General features: G+C 73.4%; 15 protein-coding genes. 3 read left to right on the forward strand and 12 right to left on the reverse strand.

The features are described from left to right. Positions 1-3 precede the first annotated feature (3 nt). Positions 4-1,008 carry an LLM class flavin-dependent oxidoreductase gene (locus ACIGAQ_RS05160; protein ID WP_399779251.1) on the reverse strand — a complete coding sequence of 335 codons (1,005 nt, stop codon included), beginning with the start codon at positions 1,006-1,008 and terminating at the stop codon, positions 4-6. A 145-nt stretch (positions 1,009-1,153) separates the two neighbouring features. Here ACIGAQ_RS05160 and ACIGAQ_RS05165 point away from each other — a divergent pair, with 145 nt between their 5' ends. Then, positions 1,154-1,864, forward strand: a complete 711-nt coding sequence (locus tag ACIGAQ_RS05165) for a DNA polymerase beta superfamily protein (protein ID WP_399779253.1) — start codon at positions 1,154-1,156, stop codon at positions 1,862-1,864. Here the strand turns inward: ACIGAQ_RS05165 and rpmF are convergent. The 3 genes from rpmF to ACIGAQ_RS05180 all read right to left on the reverse strand — a co-directional run bounded on the left by rpmF (position 1,847) and on the right by ACIGAQ_RS05180 (position 4,153). Further along, a complete protein-coding gene (gene rpmF, locus ACIGAQ_RS05170; protein ID WP_094053308.1) occupies positions 1,847-2,017 on the reverse strand; it encodes a 50S ribosomal protein L32 in 171 nt (56 codons plus the stop codon). The two genes, ACIGAQ_RS05165 and rpmF, sit on opposite strands and share 18 nt — an antisense overlap. Positions 2,018-2,117: 100 nt before the next feature. After that, positions 2,118-3,713, reverse strand: a complete 1,596-nt coding sequence (locus tag ACIGAQ_RS05175) for a cation acetate symporter (protein ID WP_399779255.1) — start codon at positions 3,711-3,713, stop codon at positions 2,118-2,120. Further along, positions 3,707-4,153, reverse strand: a complete 447-nt coding sequence (locus tag ACIGAQ_RS05180; RefSeq protein ID WP_399779257.1) for a DUF485 domain-containing protein — start codon at positions 4,151-4,153, stop codon at positions 3,707-3,709. Before ACIGAQ_RS05180 ends, ACIGAQ_RS05175 begins: the two co-directional genes overlap by 7 nt. A 462-nt stretch (positions 4,154-4,615) precedes the next feature. Here ACIGAQ_RS05180 and ACIGAQ_RS05185 point away from each other — a divergent pair, with 462 nt between their 5' ends. Continuing rightward, complete coding sequence (locus ACIGAQ_RS05185; RefSeq protein WP_399779259.1) at positions 4,616-5,110, forward strand: hypothetical protein; 495 nt, start codon at positions 4,616-4,618, stop codon at positions 5,108-5,110. Positions 5,111-5,206: 96 nt separating this feature from the next. Here ACIGAQ_RS05185 and ACIGAQ_RS05190 read toward each other — a convergent pair whose 3' ends face one another. From ACIGAQ_RS05190 to ACIGAQ_RS05220, 7 genes are all read right to left on the reverse strand, one after another. Next, positions 5,207-5,422 (reverse strand): dodecin, encoded by a 216-nt coding sequence (locus ACIGAQ_RS05190; protein ID WP_311684427.1) that lies wholly within the window; start codon positions 5,420-5,422, stop codon positions 5,207-5,209. 114 nt (positions 5,423-5,536) lie between these two features. Then, positions 5,537-6,499, reverse strand: a complete 963-nt coding sequence (gene egtD / locus ACIGAQ_RS05195) for an L-histidine N(alpha)-methyltransferase (RefSeq protein WP_399779261.1) — start codon at positions 6,497-6,499, stop codon at positions 5,537-5,539. Further along, positions 6,496-7,284 carry an ergothioneine biosynthesis protein EgtC gene (gene egtC, locus ACIGAQ_RS05200; protein WP_311684431.1) on the reverse strand — a complete coding sequence of 263 codons (789 nt, stop codon included), beginning with the start codon at positions 7,282-7,284 and terminating at the stop codon, positions 6,496-6,498. The genes egtD and egtC overlap by 4 nt, the downstream gene beginning before the upstream one ends. Continuing rightward, complete coding sequence (gene egtB, locus ACIGAQ_RS05205) at positions 7,284-8,630, reverse strand: ergothioneine biosynthesis protein EgtB (protein WP_399779264.1); 1,347 nt, start codon at positions 8,628-8,630, stop codon at positions 7,284-7,286. The genes egtC and egtB overlap by 1 nt, the downstream gene beginning before the upstream one ends. Continuing rightward, positions 8,627-9,928: an ergothioneine biosynthesis glutamate--cysteine ligase EgtA gene (egtA, locus tag ACIGAQ_RS05210; protein ID WP_399779266.1), complete on the reverse strand. Its 1,302-nt coding sequence runs from the start codon at positions 9,926-9,928 to the stop codon at positions 8,627-8,629. The genes egtB and egtA overlap by 4 nt, the downstream gene beginning before the upstream one ends. A gap of 601 nt (positions 9,929-10,529) precedes the next feature. Next, on the reverse strand, positions 10,530-10,976 hold the full coding sequence (locus ACIGAQ_RS05215) for a type II toxin-antitoxin system PemK/MazF family toxin (RefSeq protein ID WP_311684437.1): 447 nt from the start codon (positions 10,974-10,976) through the stop codon (positions 10,530-10,532). Positions 10,977-11,082: 106 nt separating this feature from the next. Beyond that, a complete protein-coding gene (locus ACIGAQ_RS05220) occupies positions 11,083-12,507 on the reverse strand; it encodes an amidase (protein WP_399779269.1) in 1,425 nt (474 codons plus the stop codon). 243 nt (positions 12,508-12,750) lie between these two features. Between ACIGAQ_RS05220 and ACIGAQ_RS05225 the strand changes: the two genes are divergently transcribed. Then, entirely contained in the window at positions 12,751-14,139 is a 1,389-nt protein-coding gene (locus tag ACIGAQ_RS05225) for a glycoside hydrolase family 43 protein (protein WP_362284857.1), read from the forward strand. 77 nt (positions 14,140-14,216) lie between these two features. Here ACIGAQ_RS05225 and ACIGAQ_RS05230 read toward each other — a convergent pair whose 3' ends face one another. Next, positions 14,217-14,666, reverse strand: coding sequence for a spore-associated protein (locus tag ACIGAQ_RS05230; RefSeq protein ID WP_362284854.1), 450 nt, complete (start codon positions 14,664-14,666; stop codon positions 14,217-14,219). Between the last annotated feature and the right edge of the window lie 52 nt (positions 14,667-14,718).

Here is a 14,718-nt window from a genome sequence, read left to right on the forward strand (position 1 = left end):
ACTCTAACCGGAGGTGATCGTCCCGCCCGAGGCGATCGCGGCCAGCCGCCGGTAGGAGTCCAGCAGGGCCTCGCGGTCGTAGGTGCTGGTGGTGACCAGGACCTCCTGCGCCCCGGTCTCCTTCAGCAGCGTCTCCAGGTCGTGCGCGACCTGCTCCTCGGTGCCCGCGATGTGCCCGGCGAGCCCGGCCTCGTAGAGGTCGCGCTCCTTGCCGGTGAGGGTGAGTGCCTCGACACGCTCGGCGGGCGGCAGGGGAGGGAAGGTGCCGTGGGTGCGGGAGTGCGCCATCGACCAGGCCTCGGGGATCAGCAGCCGCCGGGCCTCCTCGGGGGTGGCGGCGACGGCGACCGTGCCGGAGACGACGACGTACGGTTCGGGCGCCCAGGCCGAGGGGCGGAAGTGCCGGCGGTAGTGGTCGATGCCGCGTCGCATCCGGTCGCGGTCGCGGAGGTCGCCGATCACCAGGGGCAGGCCGAGGCGGGCCGCGATGCCGGCGCCCTCGCCCAGGGCCAGGACGAACGGCGGCACCGTCAGCCCCTCGGCCGGGCGGGCGCGCACCCCGGTGGGGGAGCCGCCCCGGAACCAGCCCAGCAGCTCGCGCAGCTGGGCCTCGAAGTCCTCGGCGTCTCCCTTGTCGCGGCCCAGGGCCTTGCGGACCCCGTCCGTGAAGCCGACGGAGCGGCCGAGGCCCATGTCGATCCGCCCGGGGAACAGCGACTCCAGCACGCCGAACTGCTCGGCCACGACCAGGGGCCGGTGGTTGGGCAGCATCACCCCGCCCGTGCCGACCCGGATCGTGCGGGTCGCGGCGGCGACCGCCGCCGCCAGCACGGTCGGCGCCGAACCGGCGACCCCGGGGACGCCGTGGTGCTCCGACACCCAGAGCCGGTGGTACCCGAGCCCTTCCAGCTCCCGCGCCAGCCGCACCGTGTCACGCAGCGCCTCGGGGTGGGTGTGCCCCTCCCGGGTGCGGGAGCGGTCGAGGACGGACAGACGCACGGGTTCCATACGTGGTCTGACGTCGCGCGGGGCCGCCGGTATTCCGCCGCCGCCCGCGATCCGCCGCACGGCGGGCACCGCCCGGAAAACCGGGTGACCGTGTCCTCGCACGTCAGGACAATGTCCGGTACCCGGAAGCGAAAGGCGGCCGACCGTGACCGTCCCCAACGTCCTGCTCTGCGGCATCGTCGGATCGACCGCGTACGGCCTCGCCCGCGAGGGTTCCGACATCGACCGTCTCGGCCTGTTCGCGGCGCCCACGGCCCGGCTGCACGGCCTGCACCGGCCCAAGGAGTCACACGTCAGCACGGCGCCGGACCGCACCCTGCACGAGGCGGCCAAGTGGTGCCGGCTGGCGCTGGGCGGCAATCCGACGGCGATGGAGCTGGTGTGGCTCCCGGACGAGCTGTACGAGGTGCGGACCCCGCTCGGCGACGAGCTGATCGGCATACGGACCGCGTTCCTGTCCGCCCGGCGCGTGCGGGACGCCTATCTCGGGTACGCCACACAGCAGTTCCGCCGGCTGGAGAGCCGGGGCGACGGCTCCTTCTCCGCGGACACCCGCAAACGCACCGCCAAGCACGCCCGGCACCTGAAGCGGCTGTGCACGCAGGGCCTGGAGCTGTACACCGCCGGGCGCCTCACGCTCCGCGTCGAGGACCCGGAGGAGTACCACGCCTTCGGGGAGCGCGTCGCCGCCGACCCGTCGGCCGCGCGACCGCTGCTCCAGCGGTACGAGGAAGCCTTCTCGGCGGGCCCCACGGTGCTGCCGGACGAGCCGGACGAGGCTCCCGTGGAGGCCTGGCTGCTCCGGGTGCGGGCGCACTTCTACCCGGCGGCCGAGCGTTCAGCCGTCAGGGCGTAGCAGGCCCCGCTCGTAGGCCCGGACCAGGTGCTGCGGCACGAGGTGGCGGACGCCGTCGACGGTGACGGGCACCAGCGCCGGCGTGGCCGCCTTCCACTGGGCGCGGCGGTGACGGGTGTTGCTGCGGGACATCTTCCGCTTGGGGACGGCCATGGGACTCCTCCTCGGTGGACGGCACCGAGGACGCTACATGAAAATGGATCCCATTAACAATGCGTCCCCGGAGCCGCCCGGTCACCGCCCACGGACGGTGTCAGTCGTCGGCGCCCACGAGCATCCGCACCTCGAACCGCTCGCGCGTACCCGGCTCCTCCGCCGGACCCTTGTCGAGCACGGTGCCGAGCCAGCCCAGCAGGAAGCCGGCGGGGATGGAGACGATGCCCGGGTTCTGCAGCGGGAACCACGCGAAGTCCGCGTCCGGGTAGAACGAGCCCGGGGTGGAGGAGACCACCGGGGAGAACGCCGCCAGCAGGACGGAGCAGAGCAGACCGCCGTAGAGGCTGAGCAGGGCGCCACGGGCGGAGAAGCGGCGCCAGAACAGGGTGTAGACGATCGTCGGCAGGATCGCGGACGCGGCGATGGCGAAGGCCAGGAACGCGAGCGTGGCGGTGTTGGCGCCCCAGGCGACGAGGGCGAGCAGGATCCCGAGGATCCCGATGACCGCCCCGGACAGCCGGGCCACGGTCAGTTCCTCCGTCTCGGTCGCGCGGCCCTTGCGGATCACCTCGCTGTACAGGTCGTGCGCCAGGGACGAGGCCGCGGCCAGGGTGAGGCCGACCGCCACGGCCAGCAGGGTCAGATACGCCAGGCAGGTCAGCAGCGCGGTGAGGACGCTGCCGCCGAGCTCGTGGGCGAGCAGCAGGACGGCCGAGTTGCCGGTGCGGTCGGTGCTCACGAGGGTCTCCCGGCCGAGCAGCGCGGTGGCGCCGAGGCCGAGGATGCCGGCGCCGAAGCAGACCGCGCCGACCAGGCCGACGGCCCACAGCACGGAGGCGCGCAGCACGCCGCTCCTGCGCGGGGCGAGCAGGCGCATCAGCACGTGCGGGAGGGCGGCGAGGCCGAGGACGATGGCCAGTTCCAGGCTGAGGAAGTCCAGCTTGTTGCTGACCGTGCCGCCGTAGCGCAGACCGGGTTCGAGGAAGGCCGGTCCGGATCCGCTGCGCTCGGCCGCCCTCTCCAGCAGGGCGTTCGGGTTCCAGTGGAAGTGGTGCAGCACCCAGCCCGCGGTGAACAGCACGCCCACCACCAGCATCACGGCCTTGATGATCTGGATCACCGTCGCGCCGGGCATGCCGCCGAGTGAGGCGTACAGGATCACGAAGGTGCCGATCACGACCACGCACAGGGTGCGGGTGGTGCCGCTCGGCACTCCCGTGAACTGCGTCAGCAGCGCGACGCTGCCCACCAGTTGCGCCACCAGGTAGAGCGTGGCGATGGCCAGGATGCACACGGACAGGGCGACCCGGACCGGCCGCTGCCGCCGGGGCAGGCGCAGCGCGACCGTGTCGCCGAGCGTGAACCTGCCCGTGCGGTGCAGGGGTTCGGCGATCAGCAGCAGCACCATCATCCATGCGACGGTCGTGCCGCCGAGGTACATCAGGCCGTCGTACCCGGTCAGGGCGACGAGTCCGGTGCTGCCCAGCAGGGTCGCCGCCGAGAGGTAGTCGCCGCACATGGCCAGGCCGTTGCGCAGCGGCGACATGGTGCGGTTGCCGAGGTAGAACTCGCTGATCTCGTCGCGCTGCGGGGCCGTCAGCAGGGCCGTGAAGAGGGTGATCACGACCACGGTCAGGAACAGCACGAACGTCAGCTGCAGGCTGCGGTCGTCGATGGCGGCGGCGCTCACCACGTGCGGAACCCCCCGGTGCCCGGCTGGAGGGGGCGGCCGGACCCGTCGGTCCGCGCGGCGGAGCGGGCCCGGCTCGCGTTCTCGTGCTGCAGACGGGAGCGCAGGCCGCGGGCGAGGGGATCGACCCGGGTGCGCAGGTGCCGGGCGTGGCACCAGGCGGTCACGCCCATGACGGCGAACTGCCCCAGGCCGAGGGTGAGTCCGACCGTGAGACGGCCGAACAGGGGTTGGTTCATCACCGCGGGGACGAAACTCGACAGCAGTACGTACAGCAGGAATCCGCCGGCCGACACGATCGTCGCCCGGATGCCGAACCGGCGCTGCGCGCGGCGCAGGGAGTGAAATTCCGGATGGTCGGATATCCGGGACGGCGGAGTCTGCTCGATGTGCGGGAACGGGAAGGGGGGATGATCGTCCCGCCGCGGTGGGAATTCGGGCACAGGCGCACCTTCTTCGCTGCTTCGTGCCCCGCACTCGACCCCGTCGAGTCGGTGTCGCGCCCGGCTTGCGCGCAGGGTGGAGGGACGCCGGACAGACTGTGGGGGTGCGGGCTTCGTGGGGGGTTCGTGCAACCGGGAGAACTCGCTGCCCGGAAACACGGGTACGGCCTGGGGCTCGGTCGGAGATCCCCGGCCAGCCCCGGCCACGGGTGGTGGCGAGGCTGGAAGCGGAGTATGTCAGTGCCGTGCTTGAGCCATCAACAGTACGGATCAAGGGCCGTGTGCGCATGGCTCGTTCCCGCCCCTTCGAGGAACGGGAGAGCGTGCGGCGGCCTGCGGGAGAAGCCCGGTCCATGAGCGGCCCGGAGCCTGTCTCCGGGCAGGCTGGCCGAAACCCGCCATCGACGTCGACGGCGGACGACAGCGGGCGGGCACCGCGGCCGGGGGCCTAGGGTGGGTGGCGTGAGCGACGATCGCAGCAAGGCCCCGCTGGCCGTCTTCGACCTGGACAACACCCTCGCCGACACCGCGCACCGGCAGCGGTTCCTGGAGCGCCGGCCGAAGGACTGGGACGGGTTCTTCGCGGCCGCGCCGCAGGACGGGCCGCTCCCCGAGGGCATCGCGCTGGTCGAGGAGAGCGCCCGGGAGTGCGAGATCGTCTACCTCACCGGACGGCCCGAGCGTTGCCGGCGCGACACGCTGGACTGGCTGGCGGCCCAGGGACTGCCCGAGGGCCGGGTGTACATGCGGCGGGACGCCGACCGCCGCCCCGCCCGGTTCACCAAGCTGGAGATCCTCAAGCGGCTCGCCCGCACGCGTGAGGTGCGCGTCCTCGTGGACGACGACGAACTGGTCTGCGCGGAGGCCCGGCGCGCGGGCTTCACGGTCGTGCGGGCCGACTGGGCGGACCGGTCGGCGGAGATGAAGGCGGCTCAGGAGCGCGAAGGACGCACCTGAGAGCCGGGGCGGCGAGGCGACCGGCCGGCGTCTGCGCCGCCGCCCGGTCCGCCCGCCCCTCCGGGGTCCGGCGGCCCGGCCCGCGCTTCCCGCCCCCTACTCGGACCCCTCCAGCCGGAAGCCCACCTTGAGCCCCACCTGCCAGTGCGCGACCCGCCCCTCCTCCAACTGGCCGCGCACCTGTGTCACCTCGAACCAGTCCAGGTTGCGCAGGGTCTGCGAGGCCCGCTCGATGCCGTTGCGGATGGCCTGGTCGACGCCGTCGGGGGAGGTGCCGACGATCTCCGTGACCCGGTAGGTGTGGTTCGACATGCCGTTGCTCCTCTTCGAGTGACGGGGGTGCCACGCGTCACTCCACCGTGCCCCACCCGGCGGCGAAGCGCGAGACGTCGCCCCCGCCGCGCCGCCGTCCAGGGCCGGCCGGTGTCAGCGCGCCACGCTCAGCGACAGTGCGAACCGGCCGGCGGCGTCCGTCCACCAGTGGGACAGCTCCAGCCCCGCCGCGGACAGTTCGGCGCGCACACCCGCCTGCCGGAACTTCGCCGACACCTCGGTGCGCATCTCCTCCCCGGCAGCGAAGTCCACGGCCAGGTCGAGCGCCGGCACCTTCACCGTCTGCGCCGTACGGGAGCGCAGCCGCATCTCGATCCACTCGTGCTCGGCGTCCCACAGGGCCACGTGGTCGAACGCGCCGGGCTCGAAGTCGGCGCCGAGCTCGCGGTTGATCACGGTCAGCACGTTCTTGTTGAACGCGGCCGTCACCCCGGCCGCGTCGTCGTAGGCGCGGACCAGGACCTCCTCGTCCTTGACCAGGTCCGTGCCGAGCAGCAGGGCGTCACCGGGGGCGAGCAGGGCCCGTACGGCGGCCAGGAACGCGGCGCGTTCGGCGGGCAGCAGGTTGCCGATCGTGCCGCCGAGGAACGCCACCAGCCGGGGCCCCGGCGTGTCCGGCAGCGTGAGCTGCGCCGTGAAGTCGGCGATCAGCGCGTGCACGTCCAGCCCCGGCCGCTCGGCGGCGAGCGCCTGCCCGGCCTGGGTGAGGGCGCTCCCGCTGACGTCGACCGGGACGTACGTGCGCAGGTCCGTCAGGGCGTCCAGCAGGTGCCGCGTCTTCTCGGAGGAGCCGGAGCCCAGCTCCACCAGGGTGCGGGCCCGGGCCGCCGCGGCGATGTCGCCGGACCGGGCCATCAGGATCTCCCGTTCGGCGCGTGTCGGGTAGTACTCGGGCAGTTCGGTGATCTTCTCGAACAGGTCGCTGCCGTGGGCGTCGTAGAACCACTTGGGCGGCAGCGTCTTGGGGCGGCCGGTCAGGCCGCGGTGGACGTCGGCGCGCAGGGCGGCGCCGGTGGCGTCCTCGGGCAGGGTGCGGGTGAGGTGGAACGGACTCACGTGACGGGACTCCTTCGGGACGGCGTGCAGGCCTCGGCCGGCTCCTTCAGCGGGGTGAGCAGCACGTCGGTGCGGCTGGCCGCGAGGAGTGTGCGGTCGGGGACCTGCTGCCAGTGCGGGTCGTCGTCGTAGGGCTCGGAGGCCACGACGGTGCCGCCGCCGGGCCGGGTGAGGTACCACAGGGTGTCGCCCCAGGCGGTGGCGGTGATCGTGTCGCCGTTGGTGAGCAGCAGGTTGAGGCGGGAGGCGGGGGCCGCCGCCGCGACCTCCAGTACCGTGTCGGCCAGTGCCTGGCCCTCCTCGTCACCGCCGCGCAGCCGCGCCAGGACCAGCGCCCAGACGAGCGCCGAGTCGTTGCGGGCCTCCAGCGAGAGCAGATCCTCGGGCGGCAGCGTCCGGGAGAGGGCGGCCAGGGAGCCGGGCCAGCCCGCGACCGCGCCGTTGTGGCTGAACAGCCAGGCTCCGGTGCCGAAGGGAGCGGCGGCGGCCTCCTGGTCCGCTCCGGGCATCGTGGCGTCGCGCACCGCGGCGAGCAGCGCGGTGGACCGTACGACCCGGGCGAGGTCGGCGAACGACAGGTCCGCCCAGATGGGCCCGGCCCGCCGGTAGCGGGCCGGCACCGGGTCGCCGTGCGCGTACCAGCCCACGCCGAAGCCGTCGGCGTTGACCGTGCCGTAGCGCTGGTGCCGGGGTGCCCACGACTGCCGGTACAGCCCGTGCGGGGGCTCCACCAGGAACCGGCCCAGCGGCTCCTCGGGCCCCACGTACGCCACATGACGGCACATCAGGCCTCCTGCGAGCGGGCCGTGCGGAACCCGGAGAAGATCTGCCGCCGGATCGGGTAGTCCCAGTTGCGGAAGGTGCCCCGGCAGGCCACCGCGTCCACGGCGAACGAACCGCCGCGCAGCACCTTGTGCTCGGGGCCGAAGAAGACCTGCGAGTACTCCTTGTACGGGAACGCGCGGAATCCCGGGTAGGGCAGGAAGTCGCTCGCCGTCCACTCCCACACGTCGCCGATCAACTGCCGCACCCCGAGGGGCGACTCGCCGGCCGGGTAGCTGCCGGCGGGGGCCGGGCGCAGATGCCGCTGGCCGAGGTTGGCGTGCTCGGGGCCGGGGTCGGCGTCGCCCCACGGATAGCGCGTGGAGCGGTCACCGGCCGGGTCGTGGCGGGCGGCCTTCTCCCACTCGGCCTCGGTGGGCAGTCGGCGTCCGGCCCAGCGGGCGTAGGCGTCGGCCTCGTACCAGCTCACGTGCACCACGGGCTCGTGGGCCGGGACGACCTCCGTGACGCCGAAGCGGCGCCGCAGCCACTGCTTGCCGTCCCGCCGCCAGAACAGCGGGGCGCCGATGTCGTGTGCGCGGATGTGCGCCCAGCCTTCCGGCGCCCACCAGCGCGGGTTGGTGTACCCGCCGTCCTCGATGAACGCCTGGAAGGCGGCGTTGGTCACCGGCGTGGTGTCGATGAAGAACGGCGCCACCTCGCGCCGGTGCGCGGGGCGTTCGTTGTCCAGGGCCCACGGCTCGTCGGAGGTGCCCATCGTGAACGGGCCGCCCGGCACCAGGACTTCGGCCGGGCCGGTGAACAGCGCCACCGGATGCGGGTCCGGGGCGGTCAGCGCCGCAGGGCCGGTCCGCAGCTGATGGGTGATCAGCATGGTCTCGTCGTGCTGCTGTTCGTGCTGGGCGATCATCCCGAAGGCGAAACCGGCCTCGGTCAGCCGCGTGCCGTGGAAGGCGGCCCGCTCCAGTACGTCCAGCGCCCGGGCGCGTACGTCGGCCGCGTAGGCGCGGGCCTCCGCGGGGGCCAGCAGGGGCAGTTTCGGCCGCTCGGCGCGCGGGTGCTCGAAGGCGTCGTAGAGGCTGTCTATCTCGGGCCGTATCGCCTCCTGCCCGGCGACGGCCCGCAGCAGCCACTGCTCCTCCTGGTTGCCGATGTGGGCGAGGTCCCACACCAGCGGCGACATCAGGGGCGAGTGCTGTGCGGTGAGGTCGGGCTCTTCCACACAGCTGGTCAGCAGCGTGGTGCGGTCGCGGGCGAGGACCAGCGAGGCGACCGCGCGCTCACGCAGCGCCTCGGGGTCGACCGCACCGGCGGAGCCGGGGGCGACGGCGGGGGAGAGCTCGGTCATGGGCGGTAGTCCTTCTCGTGGGCGCGACCGTCCGTGCCGCGCCGTCGGTCGAGCAGGTCGTCGGCGGGGCAGCGGCCCAGGACGACATGGCGGTCCAGGTAGGCCGTGACGGCCTCGACGACCTCGGGAGCGGCGCCGAGCCGGGGCAGGGCGTCCAGCGCGGTCGTGAAGCACGTGACGGCCACCTCGCGCAGTTCCGCGTCGGCCAGCCCGGAGCGGGCCGCGTCGAGCCACAGCGGGTTGTGCGGCGCGGGCAGCCCCAGCGTCCGCTCCGCCAGCGGCTTCACGGCCCGGTAGGCGGTCTCGGCGGCCTCCGGGTCGTCGAACAGCGCCGCCGTCACCGCCAGCGGCACGATCCAGCCGTCGTCGCCGGGCTGCGCGTCGATCATGCGCAGTTCCAGGTGACCGCGCGGCCTGACCGGCGGGAACAGCGTGGTGACGTGGTAGTCGAGGTCCGCGCGGGTGGGCGGCCGGGGCGCACCGGTGCGGATCCACTCCCGGAAGGTGAGGTTCTCCGGGACGTCCCAGGGCGCGCCGTCGTGGCGTACGCACATCACGGGGGCGTCCAGCACGTGCCGGGCCCAGGCGCCGCGCGGGTCGGCGTCCAGCGGCGGTCCGCCCGCCCGTCCGGCGCCGATCCTGGTCCACAGCAGTTGCCGCGTGGACAGCCAGCCGGTCGGCCGGTGCGCGGCGAGCGGGGAGTTGGCGAACACCGCCACCAGGACCGCGCCCAGGTGGTGGGCGAGCCACCAGCGCCGCACGTGGCCGAGGGGGCCGGGTTCCTCGTGGCCGGCGTCCAGGCACACCTGCACGGAGGCGGAGGTGCACATCATCGCGCGGCCGGCCGGACCGGAGCGGTCCAGACAGGTCTCCATGGCGTCGTAGCGCGGCTCGCGCAGGAACCGGCGGGGTTCGTGCCAGGGATCGTGGCCGAGGCCGACGAGGGCGAGACCGTCCTCGCGCAGGACCGCGCGGACGGCGTCCAAGTCGGCGGAGACGGTGCGGACGACGTCCGTCAGGGAGGCGGCGGGGGGCGAGCTCAGCTCCAGCTGGCCGCCGGGCTCCACGGTGAGCGCCGACCTCAGGGGCAGGGTCCGCAGTGCGGCATAGGCCGCTTCGAGTCGTTCGGGTGTGACGGGGAGCTGCGGTGCGCGCAACTCGTGGACGAGCCATTCCACCTCGACCCCGAGGCGGCGCGGCGGGCCGGTCTTGAAGCAGATGCCGCGTACCAGGGCCTCGACCTCGGCTTCGGACAATGACGTGCGTGGCCGGGTACAGCCACCAATCGAATCGGACATGTCGGGATCCTCCTGAGATTCCACCATGCCACCGGTCCGGGCTCTTCGGCGGCCCGGGCCGGGATCACTCGTCCCACCCAAGACGATGCGAGCCGCTCGGCACAAGGGGGCGAAGCGGGACGTTCCGGGTTGGTAATCCTTGTCGCGCCGGCGTTTCCCGGCCCTTTACCCGGGTGTTTTCCGGCCGCGGAAACCCCGTTGCGGCGCCGTTTCGCATCGATCACGATGTCCACGTGAGCACGACAAGTCGGGCCGCGCGGCGCGCGGTCACGGCGCGCACGGGGGTGGCGCCGTGACCGCGCGGCTGCGGGCGGAGGGCGAGGGCACGCCGATCGGCGGGCGGGAGCCGGTCCGGTACCGGCCGCCCGGGTGACGCGCACGCTTGGCGGGACCAGGACCCGGTCCGGAAGGCCTTTCCGGCTCCCGGGACCAGGTCGGACGAGGCGCTCGCCTTCACGAGGCGTTCGCCTTCGACGAGGCGCTCGTCATCGACGAAGCGCTCGCCTTCGAGGAGGTGTTCGCCCTCGGCGGGCCTTCGCCTTCGGCCACGTGTTCGCCTTCGCTCGTGGACCCGGCCCGGCCCGGGCCGCGGCGCGGGCGCTCAGCTCCAGCCGTAGCGTTCCTGCAGTCGGCGTCTGACCGCGTTGAAGCGCATGCGGTCCAGTGCGCAGGCCTCCCGGCGCATGCCGTCCTCGTGCAGACGCAGGACCCGGTCGACGTCCACCCACGAGTCCCGGCCCGACCGGTCCCAGGGGCCGCTGCCGATCGGCACCCACTCCCGGTCGCCGTCGTGCCGCTTGCTCGACAACTGCACGGCGAGGAACGTCCCGGCGGGCTCGCGGGCGACGACGAGCACCGGGCGGTCCTTGCCCCGCCCGTCGTTCTCCTCGAACGGCACCCACGTCCAGACGATCTCGCCCGGGTCGGGATCGCCGTCATGGGCCGGCGAGTACTCCGTGCGCACCCGGCCCACCTCGCGCGGATCGGCCTGGACGGTGGCGGAGCGGCCGTGGCGGCCCGGGACGTATCCATCGGTAAACGCGGTCACGAGGGCACCCTAGGGGCTGCCCGGGGGACGCTGCCCGACGGGTCACGGGTCCTCCGCCGGTCTCCGGCCGACCGCGCGTCGGGGGTCCGCCGCGGCCCGCGGCCCCTCAGGCGGCGGCGGAACGGGCCGTGACCGGCGGCGACGGCCACTTCTCGGACCAGCGCAGCTCCGCCTCCAGCTGCGCGGCCACCTGCACCAGGAGCGGTTCGCTGTGCGCCGGGCCGAGCAACTGCGCTCCCACGGGCAGGCCGTCCGGCGTGAAACCGGCGGGCACGTTGACCCCCGGCCAGCCCAGCACGTTCCACGGCCAGGCGTACGGGCAGGCGGCGATCATCGCCCGGTCGGTGGCGAACCCGCTGAGTTCCAGCAGGGCGCCGATGCGGGGCGGGGGAGCGGCGGTCGTGGGCGCGAGGACGACGTCGTAGGAGGTGAAGAACGCGCCGATGCGCCGGTGCAGCACGGCCTCCGCCCGCCGGGCCGCCCGCAGCGGGGCGCCGCCCAGGAGCCTGCCCAGCCGGGCCGCGTCCCTGGTGCGCCGGTCCAGCAGCGCCGGGAAGGGCGCCTCGCCCACCCGCTCGGCGATCCCGGCCGTCGCACGCGGAATGAAGGTCAGCCCGATCTGCCCGTAGGGCGGGTCGGCCTCCTCGACCCGGTGTCCCGCGGCGGCGAGGTGCTCGGCGAGTGCCACGACCCGGGAGCGGACCTCCGGCAGCAGACGCGCGGGCACCGCTGTGAACGGCGGCTTGAGGGAGAGCGCGATGCGCAGCCGCCCGGGGTCGCGGCCGACGGCCGCGGACACGTCGAGGGTCGGGGGCCGGTGCGGGTCCTCGGCGTGGTTGCCGCTCGCCGCGTCCAGCAGCAGGGCCGCGTCGGCGACCGAGCGGGCGAGGGTGCCGTTGACGGTGATGCCCTGGAAGGACTCGCCGCGCGGCCAGGTGGAGATGCGGCCGCGCTGCGGCTTGATGCCGACCAGGTGGGTCCACGCGGCCGGGATCCGCACCGAGCCCGCGCCGTCCGAGCCGAGCGCGGCGGGCACCAGGCCGGCGGCGACGGCGGCCGCCGAGCCGCCGGAGGAGCCGCCGGGCGTGTGGTCCGCGCTCCACGGGTTGCGCGTCGCGCCGAAGGCGGGTCCCTCGGTGAAGGGCCACTGCCCGAACTCGCAGGTGTTGGTCTTGCCCACGATCACCGCACCCGCCGCGCGCAGCCGCCGTACGGCCTCGCCGTCCTCCGGGACGGGCGGGAAGTCCCCGCAGCAGCCGAACGCGGTCGGCTCGCCGGCCACGTCCATGTCGTCCTTCACCGCCACGGGCACGCCGAGCAGCGGCTTGCGGACGCCCGCTGCCAGGTCCCGGTCGGCCGCCTCGGCCTCCGCGAGTGCCGCCCGGGTCCGCACGATCCGGAAGGCGTTGAGATGCTCCTGGGTCGCCTCGATGCGCGCCAGGGTGCGCTCGACCAGCTCCCGGGACGTCACCTCCCCGGCGGCGAGCGCGCGGGCGGTCTCCGCCAGGCCTGCGGCACGGTCGAGCGTCATACGGACACCTCCGGAAGCAGCTTCTCTACCGAACGGTAACGTCCGGTGGCCGGTGGGGGAACGCCACCGCCGGGAGTGGACGTTCACCCACGGGCCACATCCTCCTCACTGGGCTCATCCGCTCCTGTTCAAACCATGGACGGCCGCCGGTCCCGCCCCTACGCTCTGAGCCCCCACTCGCTGATCGGCGTGCCGAACTCCGTTCGACATGTCGAACCCTGGTTGCTCAAGGGAGAGCCGCCCGTGACCCCTCACCCCGCCGCCCCGTCCCGCCGTACGCTGCTGCGCGCCCTGGCCGCCGTGCCCGCCTCGGCGGTGCTGCTGGGCGAAGCGCCCGGGCTGCTCGGCGACGCCCTGGCCGCGGCGCCCCCGAACGGCTCGGCGACGCGCTACACGATCGTGCCGTTCCTCGACAGCGACGACGGCACCGTCGACGTCTACCAGTCCGACGACGCCACCGACTTCCGGCTGCTGCGCTCCTCCGCCTACACCCCGCCGGCGGGCCGGATCAGGGACGCGAGCGTCATCCGGCACACCGACGGCCAGTACTACGCCACCTACACCACCCGCACCTGGCAGGACACCAGCACGACCATCGGCTTCGCCCGCAGCGCCGACCGCGTCGACTGGACCTTCCTGTACGACCACACCGTGCCCGTGGCCAACCTCTCCCGGGCATGGGCGCCCGAGTGGTTCGTCGACGACGACGCAAGCGTGCACGTCATCGTGTCCTGCTCCACCACGGACGACGAGTGGAACTTCACCCCGTATCTGCTGCGCGCCACGAACTCGGCCCTCACGGCGTGGAGTTCACCCGTCGCGCTGGCCGGCATCGGCGCCAACCACATCGACACGTTCATCGTGCGGATCGGCTCGACGTACCACGCCTTCCCGAAGAACGAGACGACGAAGTACATCGAGTACGCCACCGCCTCGAACCTCGCCGGCCCCTACACGATCCGCCGGACCGGCGACTGGGCCGGCTGGGGCAGCTACCGCGAGGGGCCCGCGCTGGTCCGGCTCGACAACGGCGCCTGGCGCATCTTCTTCGACGGCTACGGCGACGGGACCTACTACTACAGCGACAGCCGCGACACCTTCGCCACCTGGACGGCACCGGCCGCGCTGCCCGCCCTCTCCGGCACGGCCCGGCACTTCACGGTCGTCAAGGAGACCGTCACGGGCGGACCGAGCCTGGCGCGGAACGTCACCCGCTCCTTCCGCTCGGCGAACCACCCGACCCGCCACTGGCAGCAACGGTCCTCGCTGCTGGACCTGCCGGTGGTGAGCGGTTCCAGCACCACGGCCGAGAAACAGGCTGCCACCTTCAGGGTCGTCGCAGGTCTCGCCGACGGCAGCGGCTGCTCCTTCCGCGACGCCGCCGGCAACCACCTGCGCCACTGGGGCTTTCGCGCACGCTTCGACGCGAACGACGGCACGCGCACCTTCGCCGAGGACGCCACGTTCTTCCTGCGCGCCGGAACGGTGCCGGGCTCCGTCCGCTTCGAGTCGTACAACCACCCCGGCCACTATCTGCGCCACTATGCCTACCAGCTGCGCGTGGAGCGCTCGAACGGCACGGACCTGTTCCGCCAGGACAGCTCCTTCGTGCCCGTGACGGCCTGGGCCTGACCCCGTCCCACCGCTCGGCCCGGACGTGACCGGGCCACCACGGACGTGGGGTCCGTGGTGGCCGGCCGGAGGGGGGATCAGCGGGTGAAGGTCACCCGGTGCTCCTTCAGGGCGCCGCAGTTGGAGCCGTACACCTGCACGTAGGTGTTGGCGATGCTGCCGCCCCAGTCGACGCAGTGGCCCTTGCCGTAGACGTAGGTCGGCCCGGCGTACGACGTGAACAGGCCCTCGTCGTAGTGGCTCTCCTCGGTGTCCGGCACGTAGATCCAGGCGGACATGTTCACGGCCGTGCCCGGGTTGTTGCGGATGGTGGCGACGCAGTTCTGGCCGTTGGAGGAGTTGTAGGTCAGGTAGACCGTCCCCAGCGAGCCGACGGCCGCCGAGTTGACCGTCTTGTAGCCGCTGCCGCAGACCTTCTGCGGCGTGGTGTTGGGTGCGGCGGAGGCCGGCGCGGCCAGGGCGGTCATGGTCCCCAGGGACAGCGCCGCCACGGCGGACGTGGCGAGGACGGAACGGGCGAATCTCATATTTCCCCCTTGCAACTCTTCGAGGTGGTTGCTCCTGCATGGTGTGACCCGC

It is taken from the genome of Streptomyces sp. NPDC085932, from assembly GCF_044540525.1.
Taxonomy (GTDB): Bacteria; Actinomycetota; Actinomycetes; order Streptomycetales; family Streptomycetaceae; genus Streptomyces; species Streptomyces levis.